This is a genomic window from Chroococcidiopsis sp. SAG 2025, from assembly GCF_032860985.1.
Taxonomy (GTDB): domain Bacteria; phylum Cyanobacteriota; class Cyanobacteriia; order Cyanobacteriales; family Chroococcidiopsidaceae; genus Chroococcidiopsis.
The window spans coordinates 3,802,157-3,818,252 of record NZ_JAOCNC010000001.1 but is presented as its reverse complement, the minus strand read 5'-3'; the positions used below and the strand labels follow the sequence as shown (position 1 = coordinate 3,818,252).

Below are 16,096 nucleotides of genomic sequence, written 5' to 3'. Positions count from 1 at the left end.
ACGACATCCCCTGGTACATTAATAGCAGACACCAGTCGAGGCAATACTAAACTATGTCTCATGGCGAACATCCCGAGCATTTACATCTTTTAGAGGTGGGATGGGATGGCTTTCATTTCATCTATGAGTTAGAACCCGCTGATGAAATGCCTGCGAGTTACATGAGTCAGCATCTCGTGATTATTGCTTTAGACAATTTTCGGGCAAGCTTCGATTTCAATGGCAGCTGGCAACATATAGATTACGCTCAAGGCGATATTGGCATTTTTCCAGCCAGCCAATTGTTCCCCAGAACGCAAGTGGATCGCGAAGTCCCTATTTTAGATCTATTTCTCGCTCCTGCCACTCTATACCGTACTGTTGATGAAGCTATCGAGGAAAATTGTATCGAACTCATACCCCAGTTGCAATTACGCGACCCGTTAATTCAGCAGATAGGGTTAGCGTTGAAAGCTGAGTTAGCGGTAGGAGGTGCGGAGAGTCGGTTATATGCAGAGTCAATGGTAGCGGCGCTTTCAGCTCACTTGTTACGACGCTATACTTCTCGCCAGCAGATCGTTAGAGATTATCGAGGTGGATTACCCAAGTATAAGCAAGACCGGGCGATCGCCTATATTTATGAAAATTTAGATCGGAATATCACTTTGGCAGAACTCAGCCATGTCGTCAACATAAGTCCTCACTATTTTGCGACTTTATTCAAACAATCTACCGGACAATCGCCGCATCAATACATTACGAAATGCCGGATTGAGACAGCAAAGCATTTACTCGCCAAGCAGGAACTCACAATCGTAGAAATCTCTCAGCAAGTAGGTTTCCAAAATCAAAGTCACTTCACGAGAATATTTCGCCAACACGTCAAGACTACGCCAAAAATTTATCGAGACCAGCGAAAATAAGTCAAAAGTTAAAAGTCAAAAGTTAAAAAGCTCCTAGTGGGGAAAGTTTTTGGAAGAATAGAACATTTTTCGGAATAATCGGCAAGACAGCACCTGAAGGCGATCGCTAAATTAACTACCAATTGGTATCCTCAGTTGGAGTCGCAAACTATGACAGACACTCAGCTCCCATCATTACAAAAATGGGGTATTGTCGGTTGGTCGGCGCTAGCAGTTGGCACGATGGTTGCTACCATTTGGCTAGTTAATGGAATAGACGAACAAGGGATGCGGATGGCAATTAGAGCCACTGCTCGCACTTCGTGTATTCTGTTTCTCTGCGCTTTTGTCGCTTCGGCACTACATCGAATGCGATCTACCCCTCTTTCAGTCTGGCTGCTGAACAATCGCCGTTATTTTGGGGTATCAATGGCAGTTTCCCATACCTATCACGCGATCGCCATTTTTGGCTTATGGTATGTCACTGCTGGAGCTGCACCTAAGTTCGAGTCTTTCACAACGCTCGCCATACTAGGCTATATCTTTCTGATTGCTATGACGATAACATCCTTCGATCTCCCAGCTGCTTTGTTAGGACAGAGAGGGTGGAAAGTTTTACATACTACAGGGATGCACTTTTTCTGGCTGGCTTTTACGGTTGAATTCAGCTTCAAAATTGCCAATTCACCACCGATCTATTCTCCCTTTGTTGTCTTGTTAGTCGGGGCTATGGTGCTGCGTTTACTTACTCCTAGAAGGCAAAGAAAGTTAGCTAGCTGATGTTTTACAGCTAGTATCGAACCACCTGCGATCGGACGCGGTTGTTCTAGCGGATGATTTAGATATTGCTCCAGATCAAATGGCACCATATTTAGAGTACGTTCGTAACCCTGACAATGGCTTTATCTCAGTGGCACTGCCAATAGATGATGGGATCGAGTATTCTGTCAAATTGTAAAACTAATTCATGTCTCAACTGCAACGAATCGTCATCGCTCCCGCACAACTGCAACAGCAGCAAATTGCCCTCACATCGCAGCAACAGCATTATCTCATGCGAGTCTTGCGGCTGCGGCAGGGCGATCGCTTTATTGCGATGGATGGCAAAGGTCGATGGTGGCTAGCAGTACTAGCAGAGACAACAGCGCAGATTTTGGAACAGATGCAGGTGCAAACTGAGTTACCTGTAGAAATAACTCTGATGGTGGCACTACCCAAAGGGAATGGATTTGATGAAGTGGTACGCGCTTGTACTGAGTTAGGAGTCAATTGTTTTGCTCCAGTAACCAGCGATCGCACTTTACTCCATCCCAGCCCGCAAAAACTAGAGCGTTGGCGGCGGATTGCAGCTGAAGCGGCGGAACAATCGGAACGACAAATCGTACCGACGATTTTAGCTCCCGTCCCCTTTAGTACGGGATTGTTGTCGGTTACAGGCGATCGCAAATATATCTGTGTAGCGCGGGGTAACACGCCTCATTTATTAAAAAGTTTGCAATCGCTCCCCCCTAACCCCCCTTCAAAAGGGGAGTTGCAGGATTCTCTCCCCGCTTCACCAGGGGAATTAGACAGTTCTCACCCCCCTTTACAAGAAAATTCTAGCCCTCCTTCGCAAGGCAACTCTAGCCCCCCTTTACAAGGGGGGTTGGGGGGATCTATCGTCATTGCCACAGGTGCAGAAGGCGGCTGGACGACAAACGAAGTCGAAAATGCGATCGCGGCTGGATTTCAACCCGTCTCCTTGGGTAAACGGATCTTACGCGCAATTACCGCTCCCATTGTCGCTGTATCGCAAATATCTGCGATTGTAGAGATTAGTAGAATCTCTGAAAACCTTGAATAAAAATCACTCCTCTAGAGCTTGTACCCTAAATTTTGACTTTTGACTTTTGACTTTTGACTTTCTTACAAACTTTCTTTCTCACCGCGATCGCGAATATATTCTGCCAAAAAAGCAACGCATCCAGAAACAATAATTAGAATGACGCTCAAGGCATTAATATCGGGTTTGACTCCCGTGCGGATGCGACTGAAAATTTCCATCGGTAAAGTATTCGTGCCGCTTCCAGCCGTAAAACTAGAGATGAGAAAATCATCTAGACTGAGAACGAAAGCCAGCAAACAACCAGCGACAATTCCAGGCATTAACTGCGGTAACAAAACCTTGACAAAAGCTTGTAATGGTGTAGCACCGAGATCGAGCGCGGCTTCTTCTAGATGGGGATCTAACTTTGCCAGTCGCGCTGTCACCACAATTCCCACGTAGGCAAGGCAAAAGACAATATGAGCGGCTACAATCGTCCACAAGCTCAACGGAATGGCAAACGCAGCCAGAAAGACGAGGGTAGCTACGGCGATCGCGATATCTGGAATAATCATTGGTAAGTATGAAATCCCGCGATAGATCGTCTTCCCAGGAAATCGGTATCGTCCTAAACCTACTGCCATCAGGGTTCCCAAAACAGCCGAGATGACGACAGCACATAAAGCCACAACCAAACTATTTTGTAGTGCTGTCAGGATGCGACTATCTTGAAACAACTGTTGATACCATTTGAGCGTGAACCCTTGCCAGCCAGCACTGTAGGGAGAAGTATTGAAACTATAGAAAGCAAGAACGAAGATCGGCAGGTACATGAATAGATACATCAGTACCGAAAACGTGGTTTGCCAGGTAAAATCACGAGCTTTGGTTTTGGGATGTTTCACACAGTTACTCTTCTCCCGTCAGTTAACTTAGTATAAACAGGCAAAAGGTAGAAAAGCTCGAATCTTCACTTGTCATCACTGCTGCTCAAGATACAATTAATCGCATTTTGCAACTTATCTCTGAATGCTTGAGCTTCTTGATATGCTACAACTCTCTCGCGACGAGAGGTACGATCTTTGAGGTCTACTCGATATACAGGTTGGATAAAGTAACGCAAACGCGATCGCCTTGCCCATACTCCCATAGAAGGAAATAATGCGAATAAAGGCATTAAAGGCGATAGAGGTAAGAAAGGTAAGCCGAATATCTTACCAATGTGTTTCAAATTAATTGCAAATGGATGTAAAAATTCACTACCAAGACAAACAACTGGCAGAATTGGGATTTGGTGGCGATCGCTCAAACGAATAAAACTCGGATCGAAACTTGCCAATTGATACCTTTGCTGCCAGCCTTTACTAGGTCCCCGCAGTCCTTCAGGTGCGTACAATAATACAGTTTTCTGAGCGATCGCTGCTGTCTCAAATTCCTCTTTTTCTGCCCTCACGCCGCCTAAAACTTGAGACCATCCGGGGGGTAGCCACCAAATCATCCAAGGATGATCGAATAAAGAAACTCCAGCTAAAGGTTTAACGTTCCATTCCCGTGCCGTACCTAATAAATAAGCCAGGACGATAAAATCCCAAGGAAAAGACATTCCAGCGTGGTTCATCGCCACAATCATCGATTCTGTTTCCGGCAAGTTTTCAATTTGCCTCAGTTCGCCACGGTAGTAATATTTAGCAATTGGCGCTAAGACTTCATCGCGAAAAGCTTGTTGGTAGTTGCGATCGAATTGCACCGCTTGTTGACGTGGAAATCGACAACCCAAACGCAACCATCGCAGTAACAAGGCAATGTAAAATCCACCTGGAAGTAGAAATAATCCATACTCTAACCAATTCCAACCATCAGGATCGGCGTGATAGTGTTGCCAGTGACGGTTAAATAGGATCAGCCAGCCTGGAGGATACCAAAGGCAGAACCGATCGAACCAGGTAAACTTATAGCCACTCACGTTTCTGTTACTGCCAAAAACCACCCTACCTCATCCTAAATCATTCCCCAATTACAACCTGCTAGCTTTCTGCGCGTCTATGCTACTTACGGAGGAATTTCGAGCTTTCTATATCGCGTACGCACCTAGAGCTTAAAGCCAATTTGCATCTATGTTTCTCTACGTATTCAATGCAGCAAAAGCTCGACTTTGAGATAAATCTTGAATCACTTGCGAAATACAAACCAAAGCAATGATGCCAATTTTTACAACAGGCAACCACCCTTCACCGACAATTCCCACCAACAATACTACCGCCGCTGCTCCAATCCGATATCCAGACCGAACTTTACAATGCTTGATGACTCCCGTGCGGTGAAGAATACCCAAAGCAAACAAGCATAAAATGACTCCAACACACAGCAACCAACGTTCTGCTGTAGGTAAAGCAACATTCGGATTGCCTAAAAGAACGTGTTCTACGGCAACTCCAGTCGTGACAATGCCGATGACTAAAGGTAAATGCGTGTACAACCACGTATTGAAAGTGCGAACATTTCCCTCATTCCTGACAGCGAGAATGGCAGAACTACCGATATTCTCAAAATACATCCACCATAAAGTAAAAGCGATCGCAAAACCAAATACAGCGGCGATCGCGCTTTTCACTTCCCATTGTTGTTCTGCCACGCCATCAACCACAGCCACAATCGCTTCACCCAAAACAATAATCGTAAACAATCCAAACCGTTCTGGTAGATGTTCTGGGTGGGGGATGAGTCCCATTTGCAAATGGCTAGCCGTTAGCGGTGTAGCAAAATCAATTATCATCGCTATACCCCACAGAACAAAACGCCAAGGTACGGGGATGAAAGCAGAGATAAACCACAAACCAGCCGCGATCGCAAAACCTTTCGCATAATACGATGCTAGAGGACGAGCAACAGGAATATGTTTGGCAGCACGAGCATATTCAACGACCAATACAAATCGACTTGCCGCATATGCCAGGGCAAAACCTACAGAAGTCTTACCCAAACCGTAGTGAATGTTAACAGCCAAAGCTGCGATCGCCAAAATCTGCACTCCTGTAAGCAACCGATGTCCGATATCGTCCGTATCGAAGCGGTTAGCGTACAGTGTCGTACCAATCCACGACCACCACACGGGGATAAACAAGGCAATAAAACTAATAAAACCTGTAATAGAACTATTTTCGTAGAGATTGTGAGCAAGTTGAGCTACTGCGACGACATACACTAAGTCGTAAAACAGTTCCATCCATGTCACACGACGTTGTTCTGCTTCCGTCTCATCACCGATTCTTAACTGAGGTTGCCACCAATTTTTCATAATTGGTTGTTGGTCATTTGGTTATTGGTCATTTGTTGTTGGTCATTTGTTGTTGGTCATTGCTCTCCCTCAGCTTTCTCAGCTCCCTCAGCTCTCTTTCACCCCTTGTCCCCCTTGTCCAAAACTAAAATCGCCTCACAATAACTCAGTAGAGTCTGAAGGCGTTGGGTAATCTGCTGTTTGCGAGTTTGTAGGGTCTGAGGTTGTCTGGCAGCTTGCAAAAATGTCACATCCATACTGAGCAAGTTGAATTGCTTACTAATTTCCGTTTGCAGCGATCGTATTCTCGACTCTACCGCTGGGTCAAGATCTTGACTATCTAAACTAGCAATCTGTTGCTGAAAATATCGTTGTGCCGCCAAAATATCCTGGCGCAGTCTGAGGGGTTCCACCTCTGGCGCTGTTGCTGCTTGTTTTATTCCCTTTAGCAGTTCGCTCAGTTTCTGATAGCACTGATAATAAAGATCTGGCAACATAGAGCGGATTAATAAGATATTATTAGTGTAAAGAATTATGTTTCAAAGCATAAAGTCCATTAATCTACCTGAGCGAATAAATTTGAGATTAAACCAGTTCGAGATTGAACCAGCTTGAAATTCAACAGGTTTGAAATTTGTCTTATTACGTGCGATTTGGCAAGATATTTTCTCAATACCACGATTTCATAGATCTATTGCCATATGTACACTTCGGCAATAATTCCAGCCACAAGATTGTAGTTTATGCTACGCTTACTCATCCCCCAAAATTAAAGAGTGTTTGAAGCCGCCCCCATGAACACCCTGACTGCTACTGCCACCACTGTTTGTAATTCCTACGAATGTACTATACCTGACTGGTTGCAAACCTGCCTTGTAGAGAATTCGGAATTAGAAACACAACCTACTGCGACAGATAATCAGCTAATTTGTCGTGCTTTTAACTTTGCTTACCAACTGCATCAAGGGCAATACCGCAAGTCAGGAGAACCTTACATTTGTCACCCCGTAGCTGTAGCGGGTTTGCTCAGAGATCTGGGAGGTGGTAGCGCGATGATTGCAGCCGGATTTCTTCACGACGTAGTAGAAGATACGGATGTAACCCTAGAGGACATAGAGCAACAATTTGGCGCAGAAGTCAAGCATTTAGTAGAAGGTGTTACAAAACTATCTAAGTTTTCCGAAACTTTTTCGAGTAAAACGGAACGGCAAGCAGAGAATTTCCGACGCATGTTTTTGGCGATGGCGCAAGATATTCGCGTCATTGTCGTGAAACTTGCAGATCGCCTGCACAATATGCGAACTTTGGAACACTTACCCGATGAAAAACGCCGTCGCATCGCTTTAGAAACCAGAGAAATTTTTGCTCCACTGGCAAATCGGCTAGGTATTGGAACATTTAAATGGGAATTAGAAGATTTAACCTTTAAATATCTCGAACCAGACGCATATCGTCAAATTCAAGACTTAGTAGCGGAGAAGCGAACAGACCGAGAAGCAAGGCTGACGCGGGTGATTGAAGTTTTGCAGCAGGGAATGGCGCAATCACACATTCAATGTATCGATATTAGCGGTCGTCCCAAGCATCTATATGGTATCTACCAAAAAATGCAGCGACAGCAAAAAGAATTCCACGAAATCTACGATCTAGCTGCAATTCGGATTATCGTCAAAACTAACGAAGAATGCTACCGCGCTTTAGCTGTAGTCCACGACGCTTTTAGACCGATTCCCGGTCGATTTAAAGACTATATCGGCTTACCCAAACCCAATCGCTACCAGTCTCTACACACTACAGTAGTCGGATTTACAGGTCGTCCTCTCGAAGTGCAAATCCGCACAATCGATATGCACCACATTGCCGAGTATGGGATTGCCGCGCACTGGAAGTATAAGGAAACAGGAGGTTCTAGCCATACCAAGCTGACACCTGTAGATGAGAAATTCACCTGGTTGCGCCAACTCTTGGAGTGGCAGAACGACCTCAAAGATGCTCAAGAGTACTTAGAGAGTATCAAGGATAATTTATTTGAAGACGAAGTATATGTCTTCACTCCCAAGGGTGATGTTGTGCCTCTCACCCCTGGCTCGACAGCAATAGATTTCGCTTACCGGATTCACACAGAAGTGGGAAATCACTGTGCGGGGGCGAAAGTTAACGGCAGAATGGTAACGCTGGATACAGCCTTAAAAAATGGCGATATTGTAGACATTTTAACTCAGAAAAACAGCCATCCCAGCTTAGATTGGCTGAATTTTGTCAGAACTTCAGCAGCGAAAAACCGAATTCGCCAATGGTACAAGCGATCGCGGCGGGAAGAAAACGTCGCCCGCGGACGGGAATTGTTAGAAAAAGAATTAGGGAAAACAGGTTTTGAAGCCTTGCTCAAGTCAGAACCGATGCAAGCTGTAGCCGAACGCTGCAACTATCATAGCGTCGAAGACTTACTCGCTGCCCTGGGTTACGGGGAACTGACGTTAAACCTCGTTCTCAACCGCTGGCGAGAGATCGTGAAGGGGCAGCAACTCATTCCTGCCGAACCAGAAGTTCCTCTCAGTTTAATACCTGCAAATGCAAAATCACCCCGGGAAGCAGCAGTTGCACCTAAATCTCGCGCTAGCGAATCGCCGATCGCAGGTGTAGAAGGATTGCTTTACCACCTGGCAAAGTGTTGCAGCCCAATCCCAGGAGAATCCATTATTGGTGTCGTAACCACCCGTTCTCAGCGTGGCATCTCGATTCACCGTCAAGGTTGTCAGAACGTCGATAACGTCCCTTACGATCGCCTCGTTCCCGTCAGTTGGAACGCTAACGGCGATCGCAGTCCCCGTCCGCAGACTTACCAGGTAAACGTGCAAATTGAAGCGATCGATCGTGTCGGTGTATTAAAAGACATACTATCGCGCCTGAGCGACCAAAGTATCAACGTCCGCCATGCTTCCGTCAAAACAGCCAACGGTCAGCCAGCAATCATTGAATTAGGCATAGATATTCGCGATCGCCATCAACTCGAACACATCTTCAACCAAATCCGCAAAATGAGCGACATTATCGACCTGCGCCGCGTCGGTCAAGTGGATGAATGAAGAGTGAGGAGCGAGGAGCGAGGAGCGAGGAGCGAGGGGAATCTGGGGAAGAGAGCTGCTCTTAAGTTGGGGGAGAAAAACCCAACAGCCAACTTGTGAATACCCGACTTACGACTTACGACTTCCGACTTCATTTATGACTTTTTCAGACCTTTCCTCACTAGTCAACTAGGGAGCGATTTAGCGTCGTTTGGCGAAGTGCTGTCTATTTCTGACTTTTTCATGCTGGCAAAATCGAAGCCGTATTTTAATCTGTATTCATGGTCACATCAACCTTGAAGCAGTTACCAAACGTTTCAGGTAATGATAAACGGTCACTGGTAACTGGTAACTGGTAACTGGTAACTGTCAACAGACCACCCTTGGGAGGATTGCTAGGAACGACAAGACTGCACGTGTTGCGCTCCCGATAGGGGTAAAAACCAGAATACAACTGCCGCGATCGCGCTATTCGTCCAACTAAGCACGATTGACCGAGCAGTATTGAGTAAAGCAAGGAGTCGCAAATGCAGGTTGTCACATTACCTTTAGAATCAAAATTTACAGCTAGCCAAAACGCTACATTTGAAAATATATTGCAAGCTTGGCACTGGCAATTGGCATTCGACTATCCCGATCGCCGTGTAGCTACTAGAGATAGTATTGTTTGCTGGCTAATAGGAAACCATTTCGAGCAATTCGACCAGCTTGACGCAGAGCAAATCCAACTGATCCAGCAAGGAATGGCATATCGCTATCGAATTTTGCAGAATCGTTATTTGGGACAACCGCCAGAACAAGGCTATCGTCGTCTCATGACTCGCTTAGGTAGCCTAGTCGTGCTGCAAAATAAGATTCGGATGATGGTAGATCTCAGCCGCGATCGCCGCCGTCAGGTGACGGAAGTATTACAAGAATTTTTGCAAGATTTACTGCAACGCGATTGCTACTTACAACAGCAAATGACAGCGATCGCTAAATGTACGGACGATATTTGCCTACGACATGCCTTACTATTTACGACGATTGAAGAGTACTGCTTGCGACCAGTTCGCAATCAACCGCTGATCGTTTATCGCTTTATCAATTACATGCGTCGTCTGTCGCCAGGAGGAGTCACCCAAGTTCCAAAAAAGGGAGAGATTCGGATTGTCTTTGCCCAAATTCCCACAGAAGATAGCGATCGCAGTTTCAGTTTGTTAGATGCCCAAGCAATCGAGCAAGATCGCGAGCAAGAAGAAGCAGCCGAACAACAGCAGCAGCGAGATGAAATCAAACAGCAGCTATCCAAATATCTAGAGCAAAAGTTGGGACGTTTAGCCGTAGAGTGGTTGAATTTATACCTCCAAGGACAATCGCAGCAAGCGATCGCTTCTCAGTTAAATTTAACGACTAAAGATGTTTATCGTCTGCGCGAAAAAGTCTGTTACCACGCTATGCGGCTTTTTCGGAAGTAAAAAAATCAGGTTGTAGGGGCGCACATCTGTGCGCCCCTACTCTTCTTTTTTCGTCAGTTTTTGAATCGAAAGTTGAATCGCAAGTGCAACTAGACCTATAGCGACAATACCGAATATACCTGTACCTAGTGCCATGATTCCTACAACCAGAGTACGGACGGCAGCAGCAATATTAACGACAGTAAAATTATCAGAATGAATTGGTTTGCGAGCAAACGTTTGAGCGATCGCGGCTGTGAGAGAATAGGCTGCAAAAGCAATTCCTGCCGAAATAACTGCGCCACTCAGACAGCGTAAGGGAGTGGGTTCTGGCGATTGTGTGGTTTGATTGTCTGGCATTGGTAATTGGTTAACGGTTGACGGTTGACGGTTGACAGTGACTAGTGGCTAGTGGCTAGAATTGCTCCCTCTGCTCCTCTGCACCTGAAGCTCCCTCTGCTCTGTTTGCTCCTTGTCCCCTTGTCTCCCTTGTCTCCCTTGTCTTTCCCTGCTCCCTGCTCCCTGCTCCCTGATAACTGACTTGTATTCCCCCACTACACATTTGGGCAATCCATAAGTCTAGATCGGGATCGGGGATGGTTTGACGGACTTGCTGGTGTACCTGTTGGGCTTGTTGTAAAGAAGTACAGAGAGCAAATACTGTGGGACCAGAACCAGACATCATCGCACCATTAGCACCGCTGTCTTGAAATGCTTGTCGTAGTTGCGAGACTTGGGGATATTCTGGTAACACGACTTTTTCTAAATCGTTGTGCAGTTTTTGGGCAATTTCTGCCCCATCTTCATGAATAATCGCTTTCACCATGGGTCCTGAGTGGACGGCTTGAGCGCGAGATTCTAAGTTTTGGATATTTCTCGTGTAGGTATGACCGAAGGTGGAGCGATAGGTTGAATACGCCCAAACTGTAGAGACTGCCAAACTACGGTGTTTACCGAGAACGACGTAGAAATTATCGAGACTGGGGAGAGGAGAAAGCTGTTCTCCCCGTCCTGTGGCGATCGCCGTTCCACCAGCAATACAAAAAGGTACGTCAGAACCAATTTGGGCTGCGAGTTCCTGTAGTTCCGATTGCGTGAGTCCCAGTTTCCACAATAAATCTATGCCGACCAAAACGGCAGCAGCATTGCTAGATCCTCCTGCTAAACCAGCAGCAATCGGGATCTTTTTGTGAATCGTAATTTCTACCCCGCCATATTGAGCAAAACTTTCTGGAAATTGTTTCGCCATCAGTTCGGCGGCGCGATAAGCGAGATTGCTTTTATCAGAAGGAACTTGGGCATGATCGCAATGGACGCGGATCGTATCGGTACTAATTGCGCGAAGATCGATTTTGTCAGCCAGATCGATACTTTGCAGGATCATTACCAATTCGTGATATCCATCTGGGCGATCGCCTAAGATTTCCAGATACAAATTTATTTTTGCCGGAGCAATCAGAGAATAGGAACGCATTCAGTTATCAGTTATTAGGGAGCAGGGAGCAGGGAGCAGAGTAAGAGAGCTGGGGGAGAGCAATTACCCATTACCTATTACCCATTACCTATTACCCATCACCTAACCCATTACTCAAATCCACCCACTGAGTCACGCTGAGATCTTCGGCGCGGGCTTGGGGGTTTATATTCAATTCTTGCAGTAAATGGTTGAGGCGATCGCTATCGACTATTGCTTTTAAATTATTTCGTAACATTTTCCGCTTGGCACTAAAACCGATTTTGACTAAAGCTTCCAATTGCTTCGGATTGTTGGCTACATTTGACAACGATCGCGGACGCAACCGCACCACGGCAGAATCTACTTTTGGTGGTGGTTGAAAAGCTCCTGCTGGGACAATACAAATCTGTTCGCAGGCTGCTAAATACTGCACTCTGACAGACAAAGCCCCAAATGCTTTCGATTCAGGTTTAGCATACAGTCTATCTGCCACTTCTTTTTGAACCAACAATACAATTGATTCGTATGGCTCTGGATTAGGTTCGGCAATTGTACCCAGGAGTTTTTCTAGAATTGGACCAGTAATGTTATACGGAATATTAGCAACAACTTTATTTGGCTTTTGAAAATTTGGTAATGGAGCTAATAAAGTCGCTAAATCTAAATTTAGAAAGTCACCTTGCAATAGTAAAAAATTCTCTACTTTTTTTAATTTTTGTGTTAGCAACTGACAGAGATCGCGGTCGATTTCCACCGCTACTACAGATAAGGCGAGGGGTAAAAGCCGCCGAGTTAAAACACCTGTACCAGGACCAATTTCTAAAATGCGATCGCCTTGTTGAATCTCTGCGGCTAGGACGATCCGATCCAAAGCTTTCTCGCTCTTAAGCCAGTGCTGGGCAAATTGTTTTCTAGTTCTTACCACTTTAAATGAGTCAATGCGTAGTGAGTAGTGAGTAGTGAAGAATGACCGATTACCAATTACTAATTACCAATCTAAATAAAAAATTCCATTCCTTCGTAAGGCTGTGCTTGTACTGCCTCAATTCTTGCCTGCAAATCTCCAACATGAATTTCTAACTTATGCCCATCTGGATCTAAAAAATAGAGCGATCGCCCTTCACTACTATTTTGCTGCCAAATGGTAGCAACATCAGAGATTTGACGCTCGATTTTCTGAAAATCTGGTTCGGCAACACTGAATGCAATATGAGTGTACTCTGGTAACGTGCCTTGTCTCGCTTGCCGATCTAAACACAAGCACAACCATAAATCGCCAGCTAGAAGATATGCACCACGCCGCCATCGTGCCACTGGCTTGCAGCTCAGGACTTGACTGTAAAACACAAAAGCTTGGTCTAAATCTGATACTGATAGCGTGATGTGGTTGATACCAGTAATCATTTTGACACTCACCTACTCTTCATAAATTCCTTCTGCCCTCTGCCTTTCTACAACAACTAAAACTACAACAACTAAAAAAATATCAAACAAGGTAGAAAGATTTGCATAGTTGCTGTAGTCAGACATTCCCTACGATGAGACAGAAGCGATCGCAGCCTGCTTCATCTTAGCTTTGTGGCGCGGGAAAACAATATCCGAGCGTAACAATCGATCCATCATGTCAACCGTTAGGGAAAAGAAAACTCAGTTCGAGGAGGAGTCAGGTGCGAAACCCAAGGGTTGGTGGCGGATTGCCTTAGCTCTAATTCTGGGAATAGCAACGGGAGCTTTGGCGCTGAGTAAATTTCAGCAGAGTCAAACCCCCGCACCTGCACCCGTAACTCAAAAACCCCCAAAGATAGATGCTGTTAGTGCCTTGGGACGTTTAGAGCCGCGTGGGGATGTGATTCAATTATCTGCCCCTAGTTCTTCCTTTGCTCTGGAAGGAGCAAGAGTACTTCAGTTGATGGTAAGAGAGGGTGAAAGAGTACGTAGTGGTGATGTTATAGCCGTTTTAGATAACCGCGATCGCGCTTTGGCAGCTTTAGCCAAAGCCAAGGAAGATGTCAAAGTCGCTCAAGCAAATTTAGCCAAAGTCAAAGCAGGGGCGCAAACTGGAGAAATTGAGGCACAGCAAGCAACGATCGCCCGCCTGCAAGCCGAACTCGCCGGACAACAGCAAATCTTACAAGCAGCGATCGCCCGCCTAGAAGCCGAGCAGCGCAACGCCGCGATCGATTTGCAACGCTACCAGCAGTTGTATCAAAACGGTGCGATCTCCTCTCAAGAACTCGATCGCCGCAGTTTGAATGCTAAATCTGCTACCGAACAATTAAACGAAACTCAATCGACTCGCCAACAGACGATTGCGACGCTGCAAAGGCAAATTGAAGCAGCAAAAGCGACTTTAAATAAAATTCAAGAAGTTCGTCCAGTGGACGTGCAACTGGCACAATCTGAAGTTGACAGGGCGATCGCGGCGATGAAACAAGCTCAAGCAGACTTGGCACTTGCCTACGTGCGCGCGCCAACTGGCGGCGAAATTCTCAAAATTCACACTCGCGCCGGAGAAAAAATTGGTTCCCAAGGCGTTGCAGAAATGGGACGCACCGAGCAAATGATTGCCATTGCCGAAGTCTTAGAAGAAGACATTGGTAAAATTCGCCTCGGTCAAAAAGCCGCGATCAGGAGCGAGAATCTTGCCTTCCCGGGAGAGCTGAGAGGTACAGTCATTGACGTTGGCAGGCAGATCGGTAAACAAGATGCACTCGACAGCGATCCCGCCGCCGATGTCGATGCCAGAGTTGTAGAAATCAAAGTCGGTCTACCCCCAGAAGCCAGCCAACGAGTTTCCGGTCTTACCTTCGCCAAAGTTATCGTCAAAATTAATATTTGAGGGAGCAGGGAGTAGGGAGCAGGGAGCAGTGACCAGTGACCAGTGACCAGTGACCAATGAACAGTTGTCAGTCAACAAATGACCAATGACCAATCACCAATGACCAATCACCAATGACCAATCAAAAATGCCTAAATTTATTAAACGCAAAATTCCGTTAGCTTGGTTGCAATTGACTAGGGAAAAACCTCGTCTTATCGTCGCACTAGCTGGAATTGCTTTTGCTGATATTCTCATGTTTATGCAACTGGCTTTTCAGCAAGCTTTATTTGATAGTAACGTGCGTTTGCATTCTAGTTTAGATGGCGAAATTGTCTTAATCAACCCTCAATCTAACGCCATCAATTTTTTAGAAAGCTTCTCTCAAAGACGCTTGTATCAAACTTTAGCGCTTTCAGAAGTTGCATCCGTACATCCTATATATTTAGGCTTGACTGAATGGAAAAACCCCGAGACTAGAGCGCTAGCTGAGGTTTTGGTTATTGGAACTAATCCCAGAGATAAAGTTTTCAATTTGCCAGGGGTACAACAAAATATAGAAAAAATTAAATTGCCCGATGTCGTTCTCTTCGATCGCGGTTCTCGACCGGAGTTTGGCGCGATCGCTTCTGAGTTCGAGCAAGGGAAAAAGATTACAGCCGAGGTAGGCGGACGACGAATTAAGGTAGGAGGAATCGCTGAATTAGGGGCATCTTTTGGTTCTGATGGCAATTTGATTACCAGCGACCAAAATTTTTTGCGCTTATTCAAAAATCGTAAGTATGGCTTAATCGATCTAGGTGTCATTAAATTAAAACCAGCGGCAAATGCTGAGATAGCTTTAGAAAAGCTGAGGCAATATTTACCTGATGATGTCAAAGTTTTTTCTAAACAAGAATTTATCGATTACGAAAAAGACTACTGGGCGCGCAGTACTCCAATTGGCTTTATATTTACCTTGGGAACAATTATGGGTTTCATTGTCGGAACTGTAATTGTTTATCAAATTCTTTATAGTGAAGTTTCCGATCATTTATCTGAATATGCTACTTTGAAAGCAATGGGGTATACGCAAACCTATTTATTGTTAGTCGTTTTTCAAGAAGCTTTGATTTTAGCCAGTTTAGGCTACGTACCTGGGTTTGCTTTTGCAATTCTACAATACAATTTAGCTAGAAACGCAACTTTGCTACCAATTTTTATGACTGCTAGTCGAGCAGTCATGGTATTTTTATTAACGGTTCTCATGTGTTTTATTTCTGGTTTTATTGCCGTGCGTAAACTACGTTCTGCCGATCCAGCAGATATTTTCTAGTAGATCCCCCCAACCCCCCTTAGCAAGGGAGGCTAAGAGAGTTTTCC

Annotated in this window: 15 protein-coding genes; 7 read left to right on the top strand and 8 right to left on the bottom strand. The window is 45.3% G+C overall.

The window, feature by feature from the left end; all coding sequences use genetic code 11:
- Positions 1–53: 53 nt before the first annotated feature.
- The 3 genes from N4J56_RS18510 to N4J56_RS18500 all read left to right on the top strand — a co-directional run bounded on the left by N4J56_RS18510 (position 54) and on the right by N4J56_RS18500 (position 2,724).
- Positions 54–902 (top strand): helix-turn-helix transcriptional regulator, encoded by an 849-nt coding sequence (locus tag N4J56_RS18510; protein WP_317107779.1) that lies wholly within the window; start codon positions 54–56, stop codon positions 900–902.
- Between the two features lie 150 nt (positions 903–1,052).
- Complete coding sequence (locus N4J56_RS18505; RefSeq protein WP_317107778.1) at positions 1,053–1,661, top strand: hypothetical protein; 609 nt, start codon at positions 1,053–1,055, stop codon at positions 1,659–1,661.
- A gap of 187 nt (positions 1,662–1,848) precedes the next feature.
- Positions 1,849–2,724: a 16S rRNA (uracil(1498)-N(3))-methyltransferase gene (locus N4J56_RS18500; RefSeq protein ID WP_317107777.1), complete on the top strand. Its 876-nt coding sequence runs from the start codon at positions 1,849–1,851 to the stop codon at positions 2,722–2,724.
- A gap of 62 nt (positions 2,725–2,786) precedes the next feature.
- Here the strand turns inward: N4J56_RS18500 and N4J56_RS18495 are convergent, their stop codons facing one another.
- From N4J56_RS18495 to patD, 4 genes are all read right to left on the bottom strand, one after another.
- Complete coding sequence (locus N4J56_RS18495) at positions 2,787–3,530, bottom strand: ABC transporter permease (protein WP_410500534.1); 744 nt, start codon at positions 3,528–3,530, stop codon at positions 2,787–2,789.
- A gap of 125 nt (positions 3,531–3,655) precedes the next feature.
- Complete coding sequence (locus N4J56_RS18490) at positions 3,656–4,672, bottom strand: 1-acyl-sn-glycerol-3-phosphate acyltransferase (protein ID WP_317107775.1); 1,017 nt, start codon at positions 4,670–4,672, stop codon at positions 3,656–3,658.
- 135 nt (positions 4,673–4,807) lie between these two features.
- The gene (locus N4J56_RS18485) at positions 4,808–5,980 is read right to left on the bottom strand and encodes a low temperature requirement protein A (protein WP_317107774.1); all 1,173 of its coding nucleotides are present in this window, start codon (positions 5,978–5,980) and stop codon (positions 4,808–4,810) included.
- Positions 5,981–6,078: 98 nt separating this feature from the next.
- Positions 6,079–6,456 (bottom strand): heterocyst frequency control protein PatD, encoded by a 378-nt coding sequence (patD, locus tag N4J56_RS18480; RefSeq protein WP_317107772.1) that lies wholly within the window; start codon positions 6,454–6,456, stop codon positions 6,079–6,081.
- A 297-nt stretch (positions 6,457–6,753) separates the two neighbouring features.
- Here patD and N4J56_RS18475 point away from each other — a divergent pair, with 297 nt between their 5' ends.
- Both N4J56_RS18475 and N4J56_RS18470 read left to right on the top strand, forming a co-directional pair.
- Entirely contained in the window at positions 6,754–9,045 is a 2,292-nt protein-coding gene (locus tag N4J56_RS18475) for a bifunctional (p)ppGpp synthetase/guanosine-3',5'-bis(diphosphate) 3'-pyrophosphohydrolase (RefSeq protein ID WP_317107771.1), read from the top strand.
- Between the two features lie 506 nt (positions 9,046–9,551).
- Entirely contained in the window at positions 9,552–10,481 is a 930-nt protein-coding gene (locus N4J56_RS18470) for a HetZ-related protein 2 (RefSeq protein ID WP_317107770.1), read from the top strand.
- A 36-nt stretch (positions 10,482–10,517) separates the two neighbouring features.
- On the opposite strand, the gene N4J56_RS18465 is transcribed toward N4J56_RS18470, so the two are convergent.
- From N4J56_RS18465 to N4J56_RS18450, 4 genes are all read right to left on the bottom strand, one after another.
- Complete coding sequence (locus tag N4J56_RS18465; RefSeq protein ID WP_317107769.1) at positions 10,518–10,820, bottom strand: DUF3082 domain-containing protein; 303 nt, start codon at positions 10,818–10,820, stop codon at positions 10,518–10,520.
- A gap of 55 nt (positions 10,821–10,875) precedes the next feature.
- Complete coding sequence (gene ispE / locus N4J56_RS18460) at positions 10,876–11,934, bottom strand: 4-(cytidine 5'-diphospho)-2-C-methyl-D-erythritol kinase (RefSeq protein ID WP_317107768.1); 1,059 nt, start codon at positions 11,932–11,934, stop codon at positions 10,876–10,878.
- A gap of 91 nt (positions 11,935–12,025) precedes the next feature.
- Positions 12,026–12,841: a 16S rRNA (adenine(1518)-N(6)/adenine(1519)-N(6))-dimethyltransferase RsmA gene (gene rsmA / locus N4J56_RS18455; RefSeq protein ID WP_317107767.1), complete on the bottom strand. Its 816-nt coding sequence runs from the start codon at positions 12,839–12,841 to the stop codon at positions 12,026–12,028.
- 71 nt (positions 12,842–12,912) lie between these two features.
- The gene (locus N4J56_RS18450) at positions 12,913–13,320 is read right to left on the bottom strand and encodes a fosfomycin resistance glutathione transferase (RefSeq protein WP_317107766.1); all 408 of its coding nucleotides are present in this window, start codon (positions 13,318–13,320) and stop codon (positions 12,913–12,915) included.
- A gap of 217 nt (positions 13,321–13,537) precedes the next feature.
- Between N4J56_RS18450 and N4J56_RS18445 the strand changes: the two genes are divergently transcribed.
- Complete coding sequence (locus N4J56_RS18445; protein WP_317107765.1) at positions 13,538–14,755, top strand: HlyD family efflux transporter periplasmic adaptor subunit; 1,218 nt, start codon at positions 13,538–13,540, stop codon at positions 14,753–14,755.
- 127 nt (positions 14,756–14,882) lie between these two features.
- Complete coding sequence (devC, locus tag N4J56_RS18440; RefSeq protein WP_317107764.1) at positions 14,883–16,049, top strand: ABC transporter permease DevC; 1,167 nt, start codon at positions 14,883–14,885, stop codon at positions 16,047–16,049.
- Positions 16,050–16,096 lie beyond the last annotated feature (47 nt).